Origin of the sequence: Helicobacter labetoulli (assembly GCF_003670275.1) — a bacterium.
Classification (GTDB): domain Bacteria; phylum Campylobacterota; class Campylobacteria; order Campylobacterales; family Helicobacteraceae; genus Helicobacter_C; species Helicobacter_C labetoulli.
On sequence record NZ_QXJF01000004.1, the window covers coordinates 82,579 to 101,043 of the forward strand.

An 18,465-nucleotide genomic window follows, 5' to 3' on the forward strand; every position below is an offset into this window, starting at 1 on the left:
AAAATAGGCTTACTTCTAAGCAAAAAGAACTATAATAACCCATTTATCTTTTCCCAAAGGTTTGTTATGGATAGTATAGAAAAAATCGTTATTCTTTGCCTTATGGGCTTTTTTGGTGCAATCACACCCGGACCTGATATTTTACTCACACTCAAAACAACTCTTCGGTATGGAATTTTGCAAGGATTTAAAGTGCTTTTTGGCATAGCAAGTGGGTGGTTTTTGTATCTAGGGATTATTTATGTGGGGCTAAGCCATTGGCTTAATACCCCCATTACACAGCTTATCCTTAGCTTTGTTGGTGGAGGCTATTTGCTCTATCTTGCTTTTGCTATGCTAAATGCCACGCCCTACACACTAGATTCTACGCACAATGTCAAAAAAGATGGCTTTTTGCAGGGCTTAATCCTTAATGTCTCTAATCCTAAGGCTATTTTGTTTTTTATCTTTTTGGTTACACCTTTTGTTGATGAAAATATCAAACTTGGACTTGTGGCGTTGTGGTGTTCGCTTTTTGCCGCTTTTGTTTTTGTGATTTTGAGTGCAAACATAGCAAGAAGTTACATTAATGCAAAGACTTTTTATGTGATTGATAGAATCTGTGGCGTTTTATTTGCTATTTTTGCGTGGCTTTTGTGCTTTGAATGTGGAGAGATTGTTGCTACATTATTGCTTTAATTTCACGAGATTCTATAACAAGATTCTAGGGCTAGATCTACCACAGCCGCAATTCTGTATTTGTCTTTTTATACAGGCTATCGCCCTTTCCATCAAGGTCATATTCCACTGCAAAGCCATATTTTATATCCGTAACACCTGATTTTTTAATGCGGATATTCTCATAAGTATCAGTTGGGATTTTTAAGCTCCCCACAGATGCATTTGAACGCGGTGGAATCTTTTTGCTCACTTCCGCTTCGCTGATTAAATCTCCATTGATATACAATGCAATGTAATTAATAGTAGCAAACTTATCGCTTGTATTGTTAATGCTGATATTCACGCTTCCTTGCCCAAGATTAAATGAAGAGGCATTGAGCGTAATATCAGCATTTTTAATACTCACAGTAGGCAGAGAGCGAGTAGCTAAAATATAACGCGCAGGTGTATCGCCCTTATGATTTTCCGCATACATATCCGCACCATTAGAAAGTAAAAGGCTTATCATTTCAGGATTCTTTTTCATCACTGCATAATGCAGGGGCGTATTTCCCAAATGCTCATCGGCAACTTTGACTTTAGCCCCCTTGCTAATCAATGCTTTAGCAAATTTGAGATTATTCAAAGCCACAACCTTAAGCAATGGTGTCTCGCCGTGAGAGACCGCATTGACATCAGCTCCGCGTTCAATCAAAAGATATAAAATCTCTAGATTCCCTTTCCTTGCCGCATCATAAAGCGGTGTGCTTCCACGCAGTCTAGCTTCAATGTCAGCCCCAAGATTTATGCCCTTACGCACCTCTGTGTAGTCATTGCTAAAAAGCAAATAATTATATCTATCATTTGCTCCATAGCTTAGACTTACAATAATGGCTAATATTGCTAAGTAGATTCTCATTTTTGCTCCTTTTATTTTCTCTCTATATTCAAATGCTTTTTGCTTAAAGCTTTAATCTTTTGATAGATAGAATCAAAATCCATTCCATAAGTGCGAGTATCAGCTATGCTTGTAATAAAATTTGTATCGCCTACATATCGTGGCACAAAATGTATATGTAAATGCTCGGGGATTCCAGCTCCAGCGGCTTTTTTGATATTTATCCCCATATTTACCCCTTGTGCACCATACTCATACAGCACAGACATCGCCTTATGTGAAAGTGTGTGTAGATGAAGCCACACTTCAAGAGGCAATTTCTCTGGGGAATCGCAATGTGCCAAAGGCAAAAGCATAAAATGCCCGGGTGTGTAGGGGTAAAGATTCATAACACCAAAGACAAAATCATCACGATAAATCACGCGATTCTTCTCATCATCTTGTGGATTCTTAGCAATTTGACAAAATACACACCCATCAATGCAAGAGCCAAAATATTCACTCCTCCAAGGTGCGTAGATTCTCTGCATTCTAATCCTCAAATATAACTTGGTGCATCATTACTAAATAACACCAAATCGTATGGTTGAGAGCAGGATTTAAGCATATCTTCAAGCATAGATTTATCTTTAATAATAATTTTTTGCGTGTTGTGTATGTTGTCAGCAAGTGTCCTAGCATTCAACTCTCCCGTGATAATCGCAATATCAAAGACTTCATCAATGGCTTTTGCAAGTTCAATATTTGCCTCCTTTGTGCTTTCCACAATGCCGGGTGTTACGATGATCTTGCGTCCTTCATAGAGTGAAGAAAGCCTTATAGCTTCCTTCATACCCTTAAGATTCCCATTAAAGCCATCATCAATAATGAGCTTTTGATTTGTTTGAATCTTATTGAGCCTATGCGGGATTGGCTCAATTCTCCTCACCGCCTTTTGAATCTCCTCTACCCTTAGCCCAAGCTCAATCCCCATATAAATCGCCGCACTAAGATTGATAACATTAAATTGCCCTAGCACCATCGTTTCAAAACGATGCCACTCATTATTGATAAAGAGTTCAAAGCTTGTGCCTTCAAGGTTTGCCTCTACATTTCGCACATTTTCAGGAAAATATATGATTTTTTTAGCAAGGGCATTATCAAGATTCTGCGGTTTTAGATTATCTTTAAACACAAAAGCTTTTTTGAGCCTTTTGCTTTGCAATAACTCAAATTTTGTCTCAACAATATTTTCTAAACTTTTAAAATACTCTAAATGCTGCTCCCCTACTTCGCCTATCACAGCATAATGCGGATTAATAAACTCACTAATCAAAGCAATATCACCTTTCAAACGCGCCCCAGCTTCAGTGATGTAAATCTCTGTGGTGTAATCAAGGTTATTATTAATATCAGCCACAATGCCTGTGTGCGTATTGACACTACGCGGCGTGGCATACACACGATACTTTTCTTTTAGAATCTGGACAAGAAAGTTTTTCATACTTGTTTTGCCATAGCTCCCTGTTACGCCGATGATAATAAGACGCGACATAATATCAAGCTTCTCTTTCGCAAGGACGATATAGCGATTAAGCAAAACATTTTCATATATTTTTGAAATCACACTCGCAAAGATGAGAGGCATTAAATCAAGCAATCCACTCTCAATATCAAGCATATAGCACAAAGATTCATTTAAAGCCATAAAGATAAAAAAGATCACAAAAAATTTTACAACACGAGGCGTGAAGTTCAACCTCTTATCAAGCTTAATCGCCCAAACCACAAGAGAGATAAAATACACTAGACTTAAACTCACAAGGATATAATCACCAAAAGGGCTAGGCACAAAGAATCCGCCAACATAAATCAATAAAGGAATAATAAAATAATACAAATGCCAAGAGCGTTTATGATGCATAAATAACACTCTTTTAAAACTATAATTATACCATTGCAAATTTGTCATTCCATAATATGCTAGACACAGCACAAACACCCATTGTGCTATTGTATCAATGATGTGCATATCCATATTTACTCCTTATCTTAGAATCTCAAAGCCATCAAATTCTGCCTTCGCAACATCACTTACTTCTATATGCGACACTTCACTTTTAATCGTGCCAACACTCAAAATCTCATAGAGTTTTTGTAAATCTTCCTTGCTTCCTTGTGCGACAACACGCACACTGCCATCAGCAAGATTGCATACATAGCCACTTATTTTTATTCCCTCTTCATTGATGGCATCAACCTTTGCCTTTACAAAACGGCGAAATCCCACACCCTGCACCTTGCCAAAAACTAAAAACTGCCTACTTATTTTCACTCTCACTCCTATATAATCGCTCCACTTCTGCACCTTGCTTTAAGAAGAAATAGTGATCACCCTGCATTACAAAAAATCTATTGTGTTTTATTAAACTTGCGATCTTCTCTCCGCAAAAAAGCGGTGTGGCACTATCAGATTCACCCCAAAAAATACTTACCACCCCATTATATGAGCTAAACTCCTTTGAAAAATCCTCATCAACAACATTTTTAAAAGTTTGATACATACTTTCGTTCATTGTATTCACATCACTTGAACGAAACATCTTGCCAACACTCCTAAGCCCTAGTTTTCCCATTATCTTAGTTAAAGCGATTTTAAAACGCACTTTAAAAGGCTTTGACACTACAATTCCAGCAGATGAAAGCAAAATCATCTCTTTTGGCTGACACAAAGTCGCCACCTTGCCGCCAAAACTATGCCCAACAATCACACATTCACTCGCTTTTCTCCCGCTCACTTCATACACAAACTTTTGTATAATAGCAGCATAATCTTGTGTCTGCAAAGCCACTTCATTAGGGCTATTGCCAAATCCCGGCATATCCACATAAATATGACAAAACTCCCTAAAACACTTGCCAAAGGCAATTTTCATTAAATCCTTATTACTCCCCCAGCCGTGTAAAAACAACAAAATAGGCGGTGAATCTTGAGATTGCAAAGGTTGAGAATTTGGGGCTAACTCCAAATTGGGCTTTACTATCTCATAGCTTATATCAAATGATATGTTTTGATACTCTATCCGCCTTTGTGCCATAGACTATTTTCCTTTTGCGTGATGAATGCGTTCAATATATTTATAGCTTACCTTGATAGAATGTTTTTTTGGCAAATTGTCAGCCAAAGATTCAAGCACACAAGCAAAATCTTCAAACAAATAATTCGCCATAGACCCAGGAATAGGGTTAATCTCATTCAAATACACCTCATCATCAATGACAAAAAAATCGCAACGGATTAAGCTCCCCTCAAAAGCATTTTCATAAAGTTTGGCAAAATTTTTCTGAATCTTCTGCTCAAGATTTTGACTAATATCAGCTCTCAAAACCTGTGCTGTGCGAGAAAAGTCCAAATATTTGTTCTCAAAATCTAGCAGTTCTTTCTTACTTGGCTCTTCTACAATAGAGTATTTAAACTCATCTCCTATTTTACAGCCCGCCAAATTGTATTCTTTCACACCGCTTTTAAAGCATTCCACCACAATGCTATCATCATACTCAAAAGCCAAATCCTTAGCATATTCTAGCTCATCTTCTTTATTTACTACACTTACACCTATAGAGCTTCCAAGACGAGAGGGTTTTAGAATCAGCGGATAGGGCAAAGTGGGGTTAGGACTATTGCGAGTGAGAATCTCATAATCTAGCACTTTTACACCTCTTGATTTTGCATAAATCTTTGTCAAAGCCTTATTGAAGCTCATTACACTAGATTCTAGACGCGGACCAATGAAAGGAATGTGATAAAAATCAAGCAATGCACTTATACTTCCATCTTCTCCATCTGCGCCGTGTATAAGGCTAATAAGTGTATTTGGGATAATTGCCTTGAAGCCAAAGAGCGTTTTTTTTACAAATGCACCTCTTTGCAAAAAAATCTCTGTGCATTTTTTATACTCACCTGAACTAAAAGTTTTAGACTTCATTAGCGCAGAGGGAATAAGATAGAATCTATGCGAAGAATCTAAAAAAATAAAGTTTGAAATCTTTTCCCCTAGCACCTTCTTTACTGCAACAGCACTCACTATACTAATCTCGTGTTCAAAACTCACACCACCAAAAATTACATCAAACTTCACTTTTTCTCCTTGTGTTTTTTAGATTTTTTATCACGCTCTAATTCCAAGGCTAAATATTTGCCCGTGTAACTTCCACTTTTTGAATGATTTTTAACAATCTGTTCCACAGAGCCACAATCTACGACCTTTCCGCCACCTGCTCCACCCTCTGGACCAATATCAAGGATATAATCAGCGTTTTTAATCATATCTAAATTATGTTCAATAACAATAACAGAATTGCCCAAATCCACCAAATGGTGTAGCACTCTTGTGAGCCTATCCACATCAGCAAAATGTAGCCCTGTGGTTGGCTCATCAAGCACATAAAGTGTCTTGCCCGTGTCCTTACGGCTAAGCTCTTTGGCGAGTTTTATCCTTTGAGCCTCGCCACCACTTAATGTAATGGCATTTTGTCCCAATGTGATATAGCCTAGCCCCACATCTTGCAGAGTTTGCAAACGCGAAGCAATCTTTGGCACTTTAGCAAAAAATTCCAACGCACAATCAACACTCATACCTAGCACATCAGCAATGTTTTTACCCTTATAAGTAATCTCCAGCGTTTGGGGATTATATTTTGCACCCTGACACATATCGCATTTCACCATAATATCAGGCAAAAAGTGCATTTCAATCTTAATCTCCCCCTCCCCTTGACACTTCTCACATCGCCCACCTTTGACATTAAAGCTAAAACGCCCCGCACCATAGCCGCGAATCTTAGATTCTTTAACTTCAGCAAACAATGTGCGTATATCGTCCATTAGGTGCGTGTAAGTAGCTGGGTTACTACGCGGTGTGCGTCCAATAGGGCTTTGGTCTAAATAAATTACCTTGTCTAAATGCTCCAACCCCACAATCTCAACGCCATCGCATTTTTGCACTTTTTTAGCATTGTTTAAAAGCTCTTGTGCCACAGGCAAAAGTGTTTGCAAAATAAGAGAGCTTTTGCCACTCCCGCTTACACCTGTTACACACACAAACTGCGATAATGGAATCTTTGTGCTAAGTGCGTGGATATTATTAATATTTACATTTTTGATACCAAGCCAATGTTCAATCTTACGCTTATGCGGATACTCAATAATCCGCTCACCCTTGACATATTCAGCTGTGAGTGTGTGAGATTCTAATAAAGCTTTAACATCACCACTAAAGACAACCTCCCCTCCACGAAGCCCTGCTTCTGGTCCAATATCTACAATATAATCCGCATTTAAAATCGTCTCTTTATCGTGTTCTACCACAATAACACTATTACCTTTTTCCTGCAAACTCCGCAAGGTTTTAATAAGCCGCAAGGTATCTCGCTCGTGCAGTCCAATACTAGGCTCATCAAGCACATACATCACGCCTGTAAGCCCACTGCCGATTTGACTAGCAATGCGAATGCGTTGAGATTCTCCCCCGCTAATGCTTCTTGCATCACGCCCCAAACTCAAATAGCCTAGCCCCACATCATAGAGAAAAAATAACCTTTCTCTTATCTCTTTTAAAATAGGCTCTGCGATGAAGCTTTTTTGAGAATCTAAATAGGCAAAATGTGAGCTATCATTAAAAAACTCATACACCTTTTCAATAGGCAGACTGATAATATCCCCTATACCAAACCCTGCAACTTTTACACTCAAAGATTCTGCCCTCAAGCGATGTCCGTGGCACTTTTGGCACACCTTCTCTGTTGTATAGTCTCCTAACTCCTTATCATCTTTAAACATATCATACGCAATTTGCAGAATCCCTTTCCACGGACGCTTTAATTTACTTGAACGCCAAGTGATTTCCACTTCCTCTTCTCGCCCATAAAGGAGTATGCTTTGTTGTGTGCTACTTAGCTCTTCAAAGCTTGAATCTGGATTAATCTTAGCACTCTTACATAGGGCATAAAACAGCTCGGCATAATAATTGCGATTAAAGCCAAAAATAATTTTTATTCCACCTTTGTTCAGTGGCTGAGACTTATCAAGAATCTTTTTAATATCAATGGCATACTTTGCACCAAGCCCTGAGCAGTCCTCACACGCACCTTTTGGAGAGTTGAAAGAAAAGCCAAGTGGCTCTAGCTCTTCAAAGCTCACCTTACATTTAAAACACGCAAAATGCTCGGAATAGTGCAAGAACTTCTTCTCATCAACAAGCTCTACTTCCACTTCACCATAAGATTCTTTCAACGCTTTTTCCACACCTTGTGCGATACGCGTTCTATTTTCTTCTGTATTGACTACCCTATCTATCACAACCTTAATCGTGTGCTTTTTATGCTTGGCAAGCTCAAACTCCTCATCAAGCCGCACCATCACGCCATCTATCATTGCGCGTACATAGCCTTTTTGACGCAAAGATTCTATTTTATCCGCAAAACTCCCCTTTTTCTCTTTCACAATAGGTGCTAAAAGTATGAGTTTTGAATCTTTAGGTAAAGATAAAATTTGCTCAATAATATCTGTTTGACTCATTTGCGAAATCTGCTCACCACACAAATGGCAATGCTGAATCCCAACCCTTGCATACAAAAGTCGCAAATAATCATAAATCTCTGTAATTGTGCCAACCGTGGAGCGTGGATTTTTACTTGTAGTTTTTTGATCAATGGCAATAGCAGGTGTTAGCCCCTCTATCTTATCAACATTTGGTTTGCCAACCTTATCTAGGAATTGTCGTGCATAGCTTGAAAGCGATTCTATATATCGCCTTTGCCCCTCGGCATAGAGCGTATCAAATGCGAGTGTTGATTTACCAGAGCCTGAAAGCCCGGTAAAAACGACAAGCTGATTTTTGGGAATACTCAAATTGATATTTTTAAGATTATTTTCCCTCGCACCTACAATGTGGATATGATCATTTTTCAAAGATTATCCTTGTATCCTACACATTTACAATCTTCACACCAAGACACGCAGGAATTGCCTCAAGCTCATTAATCGCCTCACTTGGCACATCTAAATCCACAAGAATAACCGCCATTGCCTCTTTATTTTGCCTAGCAAGGCGAAAATCTGCGATATTAACCTTATAATTCCCCAAAATGCTTCCCACAAGCCCCACAACACCCGGAACATCGGTATTTTTGAAAAATATCATCTTGCCCTTTGGCTCAATATCAAACTGAAACTGATTAATAGAAGTGATACGCAAATGCCTATCCTCAAATACTGCTCCACTTAAGCTAATAGTTTCACTTTGTGTGCTAAGCGTAATAGCAATATGATTTTTATAAGTCTCATTCTGCTTTTTGCAGATTGTCTTTATCTCAATGCCACGCTCTTTAGCTACAAATGGAGCATTGACATAATTTATCTTATCTCCCAAACTCGCATTTAACGCCCCAACAAGCCCAAAAGTTTGTAACGAATCCGCATACTCACTTATCTCACCCTGTGCCTCTATACAAATGGAAGTAATCACTCCCTTATTTGCTTGCACAGCTAAGAATCCAAGCTTTTGCATAAGCTCAAGATATGGCTTTACCATTTTTGGTAGCTCATTTTCTTTAACCGGGAGATTCAGTGCATTAGGATAGCTTGAGCCTCGTGCAGCTTCAATGGCCGCTTGGGCTGCCTGAATGGCAATTTGCTCTTGAGATTCTAAGGTGTTAGCCCCAATATGTGGTGTTACATACACATTTGGTAAATCAAGCAAGGCATTATCAATCGCCGGTTCTTTATCAAACACATCAATCCCAGCCCACTTGATTTTACCAGATTCTAGCCCTGCATATAAATCCTTTTCATTATACAACCCACCTCTGGCACAATTTATTAAAATCACACCATCTTTCATTTTTTCAATTTGTTGAGATGTAATCATATTTTTTGTTTCAGTATTTTTTGGTGTATGGATAGTGATAATGTCGCAGGAGAGAATCTCATCAAAATTTGTCGTGTAATTGATACCCAAATCCGTAGCCTTTGATGGCAAAATATAAGGGTCATAAGCCAACACTTCCATTTCAAAGGCTTTTGCCCTAATGCCTACACGACTTCCAATATTGCCAAACCCTATAATACCAAGCTTTTTGCCCTTTAGCTCAATACCATACCAATCTTCGCGTTTCCATTTTCTTTCATTTTTGAGCTGGGCATTTGCTCCGGGAAAATTACGCACAGCATTAATCAAATGTGCCATTGTAAGCTCCACCGCTGCAATAGTATTTGCCGTAGGCACATTCATCACAACAATACCTTTGCGTGAGCAGCCATCAATATCAACATTATCCACACCTACGCCAGCACGCACAACCGCCCTTATCTGCCCAGAAGATTCCAAAAATCTTTCATCAACATCTGTTGAACTTCGTGTAATGACAACATCGGCATTTGCTATTTTACCCAACAACTCATCTTTTGGAATGGAAGCAAGATTCTCCATTTCAATATCACTTTGAGCCAAGAGCAAATCAAGCCCACTTTGATGAATATGATCGCACACAATGATTTTATACTTCATAAACGCACTCCTTTTTTTGTTTTGGTTACTGCACACTAAAACTAAGGCGATAATACTTTAAATCTGCCAAAAGCTTTTCATACATAGCCTCATCTGTCAAAAAAACCATAAGCCTAAGGCTATCGCCTGACTTATAATAGGCAGATTCTATATTATTTTGTCGCAACACCTGCTTAACACAAGCAAATTTATACTCATCTAAATCATTAATGCTAATTGAGGAAGGCATACCACGCTTAGAATCCTTATCAGCAAAATCAAATCGCACACTAAGCTCCGTAGCAGGGTAAGCATAAGGCAACTCATCGCGATCAGCAAGAGAGTTGAGCCAACTCTCTTGCTGAATCTGATTTGTGTGAGTTTGTGGAAACTCAATAGGCTGAGCTTGGAAGCTTGGGGATATAGAAATTTTATCTAAATACAAAACACCATAAATCGCCCCACTTAAAACCGCCAAAAGCCCTGCAACAAATGCTAGCTTTTTCATTGCCTAGCTATCTCCTAAAGGCGATTTTTAAGCTTATCGCCAAGTGTGATTTTTTCTTCCGAGTTAAAGGCTTTGAGCGTTTCTTTTTCTTTTTGTCGCTCAAGTCGCTTGATAGAAGCTCTCACTTTATTGTTTTCTTCATCAATGTGAGCAATAACGCACTCCATCTCCTGTCCTGCAGAAATATCCTCTTTCTTAAGCGGATAAATATCATCATTACGGATAAGTGCTTCCATCTCATCAATCTTAACAAAAACACCAAAATCCTTTACATCAATAACCTTGCCAATGACAACATCATCAACCTTATGAGACTTTGCAAATTCTTTTGCAGGAGAGTGGTCTAAGAGCTTTTTGGATAGTGAGATACGCTCATTTTCTTGATCAATCTTAATGATTTTCACCTCAATCTCATCGCCAACCTTAAATTCATTTTTGCACTTAAGCTCTTTATCCCAAAACGCATCTTCATTATGAAGCAATCCATCAACGCCATCAAATTTTACAAATGCCCCAAAATCAGTAAGTGTAACTATCTTACCTTTGACAATTTCGCCCACTTGATGTGTTTTGGTAAATTGTGTGAAAGGCTTATCAAGTAGTCGTTTAAGAGAGACACGAAGTTTTTTATTTGTCGTATCAATCTCAATAATCTCAACATCAATCTCTTGTCCTACGCTCAAATATTGCGAAGGGTGCTTAATATTCTTATTCCAAGAAATTTCAGAGATATGCAAGAATCCCTCAATATCATTACCCAAATCTACAAATGCTCCATACGTCTCAATATTACTCACCATAACCTTGATGGCATAGCCTACCTCAAGCTCTTTTTCTATCTCTTTCCAAGGGTCATCACCAAGTGCTTTCATAGAGAGAGAAAGTCTGCGTTTCTTCTCATCATAGCCTAGCACCTTAACAACAACCGCATCACCTTTCTTAAAATTCTTTGCTGGATTCACAGGTCCCTTATGACTAAGCTCTGTGTAATGCACCAAGCCTTCAATGCCACCAATATCAACAAAGATTCCAAAAGGAGCAATTTTTGCCACCACACCATTTTGCACACCATCATTTTCAAGGAGCTTACTACTCATATTTTGACGATTTGCATCATCTAGCTCAAAAAATCTCTTGCGTGAAACCACAATAGAGTTATTCTCTTTATCTAGATTCACAATAGCTACCTTATAAGTCCTACCAATAGCCTTGTCATCTTCACGCACCGCAGAATCTCGGCGAGGCATAAACACATCTACGCCATCATATTCCAAGATAAAACCACCCTTATTCTTCTTAATCACCTTGGCTTCAATAATTTTATCCTTATAATCATCTGCTAGTTCTGCAATTTTCTCAACAATTTTGTGCATTTTCAATGCTTTCTTATAAGATGCACTTGGTCTGCCACCGCGTCCAGAAGTTACAAAAACTTCAATCTTATCACCCTGTTTAAAGAGTAGATTCCCATTTTCATCTTGAATCTCACTTAATCTCAACGCAGCCTCTGATTTTTCATTAGGCACAGCCACCATAGCATACTCATCATTTATCGCTACAATCTCTCCAGTCTGTATTGCTCCGCTAACAGCCCTACGCTCACTCGCCTCAAGCAAAGCTGCGAAATCTTCCTCATCGTTCAAGACTACATTATCCAAATTCACTAACATTGACGCCCTTTACCTCTTTAAAATTAAAATTCGCTTATTCTACCAAAGCAAACCTTGCCATAGCTTAAGAATAGCATTGTGTATCAAAAGATTCTTAAATTTGTTCTATTTTTGCCACAACATTTTGAATAATCCAATCCGGAGTGGAAGCCCCAGCTGTAACTCCACATAAATTCTTATTTGCAAACCATTCTTCTTGCAGCTCCTTTTCATCTTCTACTAAATAGCTATCTTTGCAGTATTTTTGTGCGATTTTTAAAAGCTGCTTTGTGTTTGAGGAGTTTTTCCCACCAACAACAATCATCACATCTACTTCCCTACTTAGCGCATCAACCGCGGATTGATTATCAAAAGTCGCATTGCAAATAGTATTAAACACACGACATTCATTCACGCGTGAAGCCAAAAATGCCGCAATCTCTCCAAAAAGCTTAGGCTGTTTTGTTGTTTGAGACACAAGGGCGACTTTTTTCTTAAACTTCACATGTTCTAGCTCCTCCACATTTCCCACAATCAACACATCTTCACCATAGCTTGCCACGCCCATTACCTCCGGGTGGTTACTATCGCCAAAAATCACAATTTGATAGCCCTCATTTGACATTTTTTCTACAATATTTTGTGGCTTTGTTACAAAAGGGCAAGTTGCATCAACGATATGAATCTTTTGATTTTGTAATGTCTGCAAATCACTCTTTGTAATTCCGTGTGTGCGGACAATCACACTTTGAAACTTTTGAGCTTGACTAAGGCTTTCGCTTAAGTTCACATCAAAATCCCTCTGCAAACGCTCAATTTCCTTTGCATTGTGGATAAGCGGACCAAAAGTTGTGGCGTGTTTATTTTTTTCAGCAATATCAATCGCTCTTTTCACGCCAAAGCAGAATCCATATTTTTTTGCAAGTTTTACTTCCATTATATATTCTCCACATCAGTAATTTGTGCCAAAAGCTCTAAAAAGTTTGGAAACGACACATCAATACACTCACTATTCTCAATCTCTCCGCCACACACAAGCTGGGCAATAGCAAAACTCATTGCAATACGATGATCACCAAAAGAGCTAACCCTTGCTCTTTTTAGCTCTCCGCCACACACACTAAAGCCATCTTCAAACTCCTCACACTCTATCCCCATAGCACGCAAATTTGTAATGGTAGCTAGGATTCTATCACTCTCTTTTACCCTTAGCTCTTTTGCATTTCGCACTTCACTGCGTCCTTTAGCTAAAGCAAAACACACCCCAAGTGCTGGAAGCTCATCAATAAGCCACGCGATATTTTTATCCACTTTTACCGCTTTTAGTTGCCCACCTTGCACCTCTATATCCCCAATCTCCTCATAAAGTGAGCTTTTTACATTATATGTTACCTTAGCCCCCATAGATTCTAGAATCTTAAAAGCCTCAATACGCGTTTTATTTAATAATACATTTTTTAAAACCACTCTTGATTCTAGCACACACGCCCCAAGAGCAAAGAAAAATGCACTTGAAGGATCAGCTGGAACTTCAAGCTTAAAAGATTCTAATTTTTTACAAGAGCCTTCAAACTCCACTTCATAGCCGCTTTGCCCGTTTTGCCCACTTTGAATCTCACGCCCTTGTATTTTGACACCCATACCTTTGAGCATTTTCTCCGTATGATCTCGGCTCAAAAATGGCTCATAGAATCTACTTTTACCCTCTGTATGTAGTCCTGCTAAAATCATCGCACTTTTAACTTGTGCTGAAGCAATCTTGCTTTGATAGGTAAAGCTCTTAAGTCTCGCTCCTTGTATGCTTAGTGGAGCATACCTATTCCCATCTCTCCCCCTAATATCCGCCCCAATGGCACTCAAAGGCTCAATGATTCTCCCCATAGGACGCACATTCAAATACTCATCACCACTTAAGACAAAATGTCCATTTATCCCGCTCAAAAGTCCAGCATACAGACGCATTCCCGTCCCTGCATTACCACAATCAAGCACTTCTCTTGGCTCTTGTATGCCATCTTTTGGTGGAATAAGATAGAGACTTTCACCCCTTTTTTCCACTACAAGCCCAAGATTCTTAGCAATCTGCAAAGTATGCAGTGTATCCTCACCTTCTAAAAATCCCTTCATCTCGCAAGGTGCATTTGCCAAAAGAGCAAACATCGCCCCACGATGAGAGATTGACTTATCCGTGGCAATCTTATCAAGCTCTAGTTCAAATCTCTTTGCCGCTGCAATTTTTGTAATACGCATATTCTCCCCTTAAGATTCTATCTCTCGCATAAAGCCACGCACTAGCACACGCTTGAAAGCGTTTTTGCTAATCCACCAAGCGAGGTTTCCTTGTATTTGCGATTCATATCTTTGCCTGTTTGATACATTGTAGAGATAATCTCATCAAGTCCAACAATAGGCTTAGAAGTCCTGCTCATCGCAATCCGCACCGCACTAATAGCCTTAATCGCCCCAAAGGCATTGCGTTCAATACAAGGCACTTGCACAAGCCCACCCACAGGATCACAAGTTAATCCCAAATGATGCTCCATTGCAATTTCTGCGGCATTACACGCCTTATTTGCATCTGCTCCAAGGGTTGTTGCCATAGCGGCTGCTGCCATAGAGCTAGCCGAGCCAATCTCCGCTTGACACCCAGCTTCCGCACCGCTAATTGACGCATTCCTTTTATACAATGAGCCAATCAGCATTGCGGAAAGCAAAAAATCTTCAATCAATTTGTCATTAAAGCCTATGGTATGATTTTTAAGATATAAAATGACAGCAGGTATCACCGCACAAGCCCCATTTGTCGGTGCGGTAACAACCTTGCCCCCCGCAGCATTCTCTTCAGCAATAGCAATAGCATACAATGAAACATAATCAATAATCCCAAAAGGATCGGTCGTTGGTTTTAATCGCTCACTTAGCCCCTTTGCCCTGCGGTGCAAGTGCATTTTGCCCGGCAATTCTAAACTTTGTGGATTACACCCACGATGATAAGAATCTTCCATCACCCCCCAAATCTCTTGACAATAGCGTGAGATATGCTCCTGTGTGTGAAACTGCAACTCATACTCTAGCGATATTTGAGCAAGATTCTTCTTTTTCTTTTCACACAGCTCTAATAAATGTGAAGCATTATCAATCTGCAAGGCAATCTTGCACTCCTGCCCCTTGACACCTTGCATTTGCTTTTCTAGCTCCTCTTGTGTAGCAACAAATCCACCTCCCGTGGAGTAATACACTTGAGCTTCTACAATCTTGTCATTTTCATCAAACGCAGTGATTTTTAGGGCGTTTTCGTGCAGCGGCAAAAACTCTTGTGAAAAAACCAAATCCTTTCCATACACAAACCTTATCTGCTTTTTTCCACATAGACTTAGAATCTGCTTTTCTAAGCAATCATTTATCACCTTGTGTTGAGAATCTGCTGTGATATTTTGTGCTTTGAGATTACTTAACCCCCAAAGGATAGCCTTATCACTCAAATGCCCCTTACCTGTCAATGACAAAGAGCCATAGAGAATAATCTCTACTCTACTCACAGGTTCTATTTTAGAATCCACAAGCTCACAAAATAGATTTCCAGCCAACATTGGACCAAGCGTGTGAGAGCTTGAAGGACCTACACCGATTTTAAAAATACTAAGATTGCTCATTACCACTCCTTGTCTCATTGCTACATCTCACGCATTATAGCAATATAACTTCTAGTTTTTAGCAATCTTAACAAAAAAGGTTTTTTTTGTCTGTGAATCTTGTAACTCAATGCTTCCATTGTGTGCAGCCACTATTTGCTGACACAATGCCAAGCCAAGCCCATTACCTTTTAATTTTGTTGTCTTAAATGGCTCAAAAAGGATATTTTTATCATCAATTGCCACACCATTATCACTTATGCTAAAGCACCAAAACTCACTCTCATCAATAAAGCCAATATTCACCTCTCCAGCTTGACACTCCCCCTCCTCAATAGCATCAATAGCATTTGAGAGAAAATTTTGCAGCACAATGCTTAGTAAATCAAAATCCGCTAGAATCTCGCTAGTCTCTCCGCTACAAAGCTTAAAACTAAACTCAATAGGCTTTGAATAAGTATAATACCCCACGCTATCATACAAATCAGATTCAAAATCAATAAGTGCGTGAATCTGCTTATTTGGATTCACACCTTTTGTAAAAAGCAAAGTCGCATTAATAAGTCGCTCCACTCTCCACAAAGCCTTTTTCATCTCAAACACAAGCGACTTTACCTGCTCATCGCCCCTTTTAAGTAGGCCTGAAGTTAAAAGCGAAATTGAGCCAATTGGGTTGCGTATCTCGTGTGCTAAATGTGCGGAAACCTGCCCCATAGAAGCTAGTCGCTCTTGTCGCTTTTGGTTAGTTATATGTGTAGCACTCATCACTTGTTTGTCATTTTTTCTATTATTTTGCAAAAGATAAAACTGCCCCTCAAACTCCACCTCGTGTTCGCCTTCTTGCAGATTAATAATGCTTGGTAGCATAGATTCTAGCTTATTGGCGTGCTCGTTTTGATAAAACACACTCTTATCAGCTTCCAGCACCCACACCGCCTGTGGGATAAGCTCTAAAACCCACTCATACAAAGCTTTAAGTGCATTAAAATCGCTTTGAAGTTTTTTGAACTCTTGCTCCGTGCCATAGGTGCTTTGGATAAGTGTGGCTAAAGATTCAAGCAGGACACTTTTATCATCGCTGCTTAAGTGCTGTAAAATCTCTGGGCTTATGATATTATTTTGATTCTCCATAAGGATTCTTTACTCCATTGGTAAATTTTGCCATAGGCTTTGAATTTGCCTTGTCTTGATTTTGCTGCTCTTTAAGAAAGTTAAACAATAGCTCACTATATCCAAAACTCCCACTTAGCTCTTGGCTTAGGCTATCAATATACATTGAATGGTAAATATCACTCCCAGCCTGTTTGGGATAGAGTATATCATCATTTTTTATCGCTTGTTCTAACATAATCTTTAAAAGCAAAGATTCAAAGTTATCTGTCTGCTCTCTTAACTTTGCATCCTCTTTTTGCTCATCTAAACGCATTCTAGATTCTGCTTTAAGGCTAAGTTTATGAGAATCTTGAGCTTTATTAAAATTCATTAATGCCATAGAAGTATCTACATTCATTTTACATTCCTTACATTACTTCAATATCTGCACGCAACGCACCAGATTTTTTAATATTTTCAAGAATGGAAATGATATTTTTAGGCGTTGCACCCATTTTTTGCAATGCCTTGACCACGCTTGAAACCGTGGGTTTTGTGCCATTTGCACTAGCGATTGTGCCTTGAGACTTACTCATTAAAATATCACCATCAAGCTTTGTCGCTTCTGGATCTTCTAAAATCTCATCAGAAATTTTAATCGTAATATCTCCGTGCGTTACCACCACAGGATCAATCCTAATGCCAACTCCAGCCACAATAGTGCCGGTTTTCTCATCTATAATGATTTTTTCCTTGCGTGAGTAGTCAATCTCCACTTCCTCCACAAGTGCTAAAAATTCCACCATACTAAGATTTTCAGGCTTTTTAAGCTTAATAGTTCGTGCATCTACTGCCACAGCTATCGCATCAGAAAATACGCTATTAAGTGTTTGCTGAATCTTTATCGCATTTTGCAAATCCGAGCTTTTAAGACTTAAAGTTGCATTTTCTTGATTATAAAGATTGTAGTTTATCTCACGCTCCACACTTGCCCCACCTACGATTCTACCTGATAACGCACTCCCGCTCTCCCCCATTGTGATATTACCTTGAGCTAGGGCATAAATATTACCATCAACCCCTGTAAGTGGTGTCATTACAAGTGTTCCACCATTTATGGACTTTGCATCGCCGATTGATGAGACTAAAATATCAAGCTTATCGCCCTGTCTTGCAAATGGAGGCAAAGAGGCAGTTACCATAACCGCAGCGACATTTTTAGACTTAATATCATTTGCTGAAAGCTTAACATTAACGCTTTCTAGCATATTTGCAACACTCTGCATTGTGAATTTTGACCCACTCTTATCGCCCGTGCCATTAAGCCCTATCACAAGCCCATAGCCCACAAGGCTATTATCTCTAATGCCAACAATTTGAGCGATTTGACTAATTTTTTGCCCGTGTAGAGCCGAGATTCCAAACACAAGCCAAAAAGCTATAACGGCTAATTTCATCTTTCTCATTTCGCGTCCTTGCTACTTAAGATTCTCTAACAACTTCGCATACTTCAAAGCAATTT

Annotated in this window: 17 protein-coding genes; 1 reads left to right on the forward strand and 16 read right to left on the reverse strand. The window is 39.1% G+C overall.

Annotated features, from left to right (window positions below):
- Positions 1–66: 66 nt before the first annotated feature.
- On the forward strand, positions 67–678 hold the full coding sequence (locus tag EBF12_RS02675) for a LysE family translocator (RefSeq protein ID WP_121726290.1): 612 nt from the start codon (positions 67–69) through the stop codon (positions 676–678).
- Between the two features lie 37 nt (positions 679–715).
- Here EBF12_RS02675 and EBF12_RS02680 read toward each other — a convergent pair whose 3' ends face one another.
- From EBF12_RS02680 to EBF12_RS02755, 16 genes are all read right to left on the reverse strand, one after another.
- Complete coding sequence (locus tag EBF12_RS02680) at positions 716–1,558, reverse strand: ankyrin repeat domain-containing protein (protein WP_121726291.1); 843 nt, start codon at positions 1,556–1,558, stop codon at positions 716–718.
- Positions 1,559–1,569: 11 nt separating this feature from the next.
- A complete protein-coding gene (locus tag EBF12_RS02685; RefSeq protein ID WP_121726292.1) occupies positions 1,570–2,067 on the reverse strand; it encodes an HIT family protein in 498 nt (165 codons plus the stop codon).
- A gap of 8 nt (positions 2,068–2,075) precedes the next feature.
- A complete protein-coding gene (locus tag EBF12_RS02690; protein ID WP_121726293.1) occupies positions 2,076–3,554 on the reverse strand; it encodes a Mur ligase family protein in 1,479 nt (492 codons plus the stop codon).
- A gap of 9 nt (positions 3,555–3,563) precedes the next feature.
- Positions 3,564–3,851, reverse strand: a complete 288-nt coding sequence (locus EBF12_RS02695; protein ID WP_121726294.1) for an acylphosphatase — start codon at positions 3,849–3,851, stop codon at positions 3,564–3,566.
- A complete protein-coding gene (locus EBF12_RS02700) occupies positions 3,838–4,614 on the reverse strand; it encodes an alpha/beta fold hydrolase (RefSeq protein ID WP_121726295.1) in 777 nt (258 codons plus the stop codon). Before EBF12_RS02700 ends, EBF12_RS02695 begins: the two co-directional genes overlap by 14 nt.
- Positions 4,615–4,617: 3 nt before the next feature.
- The gene (locus EBF12_RS02705) at positions 4,618–5,655 is read right to left on the reverse strand and encodes a D-alanine--D-alanine ligase (protein ID WP_121726296.1); all 1,038 of its coding nucleotides are present in this window, start codon (positions 5,653–5,655) and stop codon (positions 4,618–4,620) included.
- Positions 5,652–8,486: an excinuclease ABC subunit UvrA gene (uvrA, locus tag EBF12_RS02710; RefSeq protein WP_121726297.1), complete on the reverse strand. Its 2,835-nt coding sequence runs from the start codon at positions 8,484–8,486 to the stop codon at positions 5,652–5,654. The genes EBF12_RS02705 and uvrA overlap by 4 nt, the downstream gene beginning before the upstream one ends.
- Positions 8,487–8,502: 16 nt before the next feature.
- On the reverse strand, positions 8,503–10,083 hold the full coding sequence (gene serA / locus EBF12_RS02715; RefSeq protein WP_121726298.1) for a phosphoglycerate dehydrogenase: 1,581 nt from the start codon (positions 10,081–10,083) through the stop codon (positions 8,503–8,505).
- A 25-nt stretch (positions 10,084–10,108) separates the two neighbouring features.
- The gene (locus EBF12_RS02720) at positions 10,109–10,570 is read right to left on the reverse strand and encodes a hypothetical protein (protein WP_121726299.1); all 462 of its coding nucleotides are present in this window, start codon (positions 10,568–10,570) and stop codon (positions 10,109–10,111) included.
- 14 nt (positions 10,571–10,584) lie between these two features.
- Positions 10,585–12,240 carry a 30S ribosomal protein S1 gene (locus EBF12_RS02725; RefSeq protein WP_121726300.1) on the reverse strand — a complete coding sequence of 552 codons (1,656 nt, stop codon included), beginning with the start codon at positions 12,238–12,240 and terminating at the stop codon, positions 10,585–10,587.
- 94 nt (positions 12,241–12,334) lie between these two features.
- Complete coding sequence (locus tag EBF12_RS02730) at positions 12,335–13,156, reverse strand: 4-hydroxy-3-methylbut-2-enyl diphosphate reductase (protein WP_121726301.1); 822 nt, start codon at positions 13,154–13,156, stop codon at positions 12,335–12,337.
- Positions 13,156–14,469: a 3-phosphoshikimate 1-carboxyvinyltransferase gene (gene aroA, locus EBF12_RS02735; protein WP_121726302.1), complete on the reverse strand. Its 1,314-nt coding sequence runs from the start codon at positions 14,467–14,469 to the stop codon at positions 13,156–13,158. Before aroA ends, EBF12_RS02730 begins: the two co-directional genes overlap by 1 nt.
- 41 nt (positions 14,470–14,510) lie before the next feature.
- Positions 14,511–15,872, reverse strand: coding sequence for an L-serine ammonia-lyase (locus tag EBF12_RS02740; protein WP_121726303.1), 1,362 nt, complete (start codon positions 15,870–15,872; stop codon positions 14,511–14,513).
- A 51-nt stretch (positions 15,873–15,923) separates the two neighbouring features.
- Entirely contained in the window at positions 15,924–16,982 is a 1,059-nt protein-coding gene (locus tag EBF12_RS02745; protein ID WP_121726304.1) for a sensor histidine kinase, read from the reverse strand.
- Entirely contained in the window at positions 16,966–17,277 is a 312-nt protein-coding gene (locus tag EBF12_RS02750; RefSeq protein WP_415579863.1) for a hypothetical protein, read from the reverse strand. Before EBF12_RS02750 ends, EBF12_RS02745 begins: the two co-directional genes overlap by 17 nt.
- 94 nt (positions 17,278–17,371) lie before the next feature.
- Complete coding sequence (locus tag EBF12_RS02755; protein ID WP_208630942.1) at positions 17,372–18,385, reverse strand: flagellar basal body P-ring protein FlgI; 1,014 nt, start codon at positions 18,383–18,385, stop codon at positions 17,372–17,374.
- Positions 18,386–18,465: the final 80 nt, after the last annotated feature.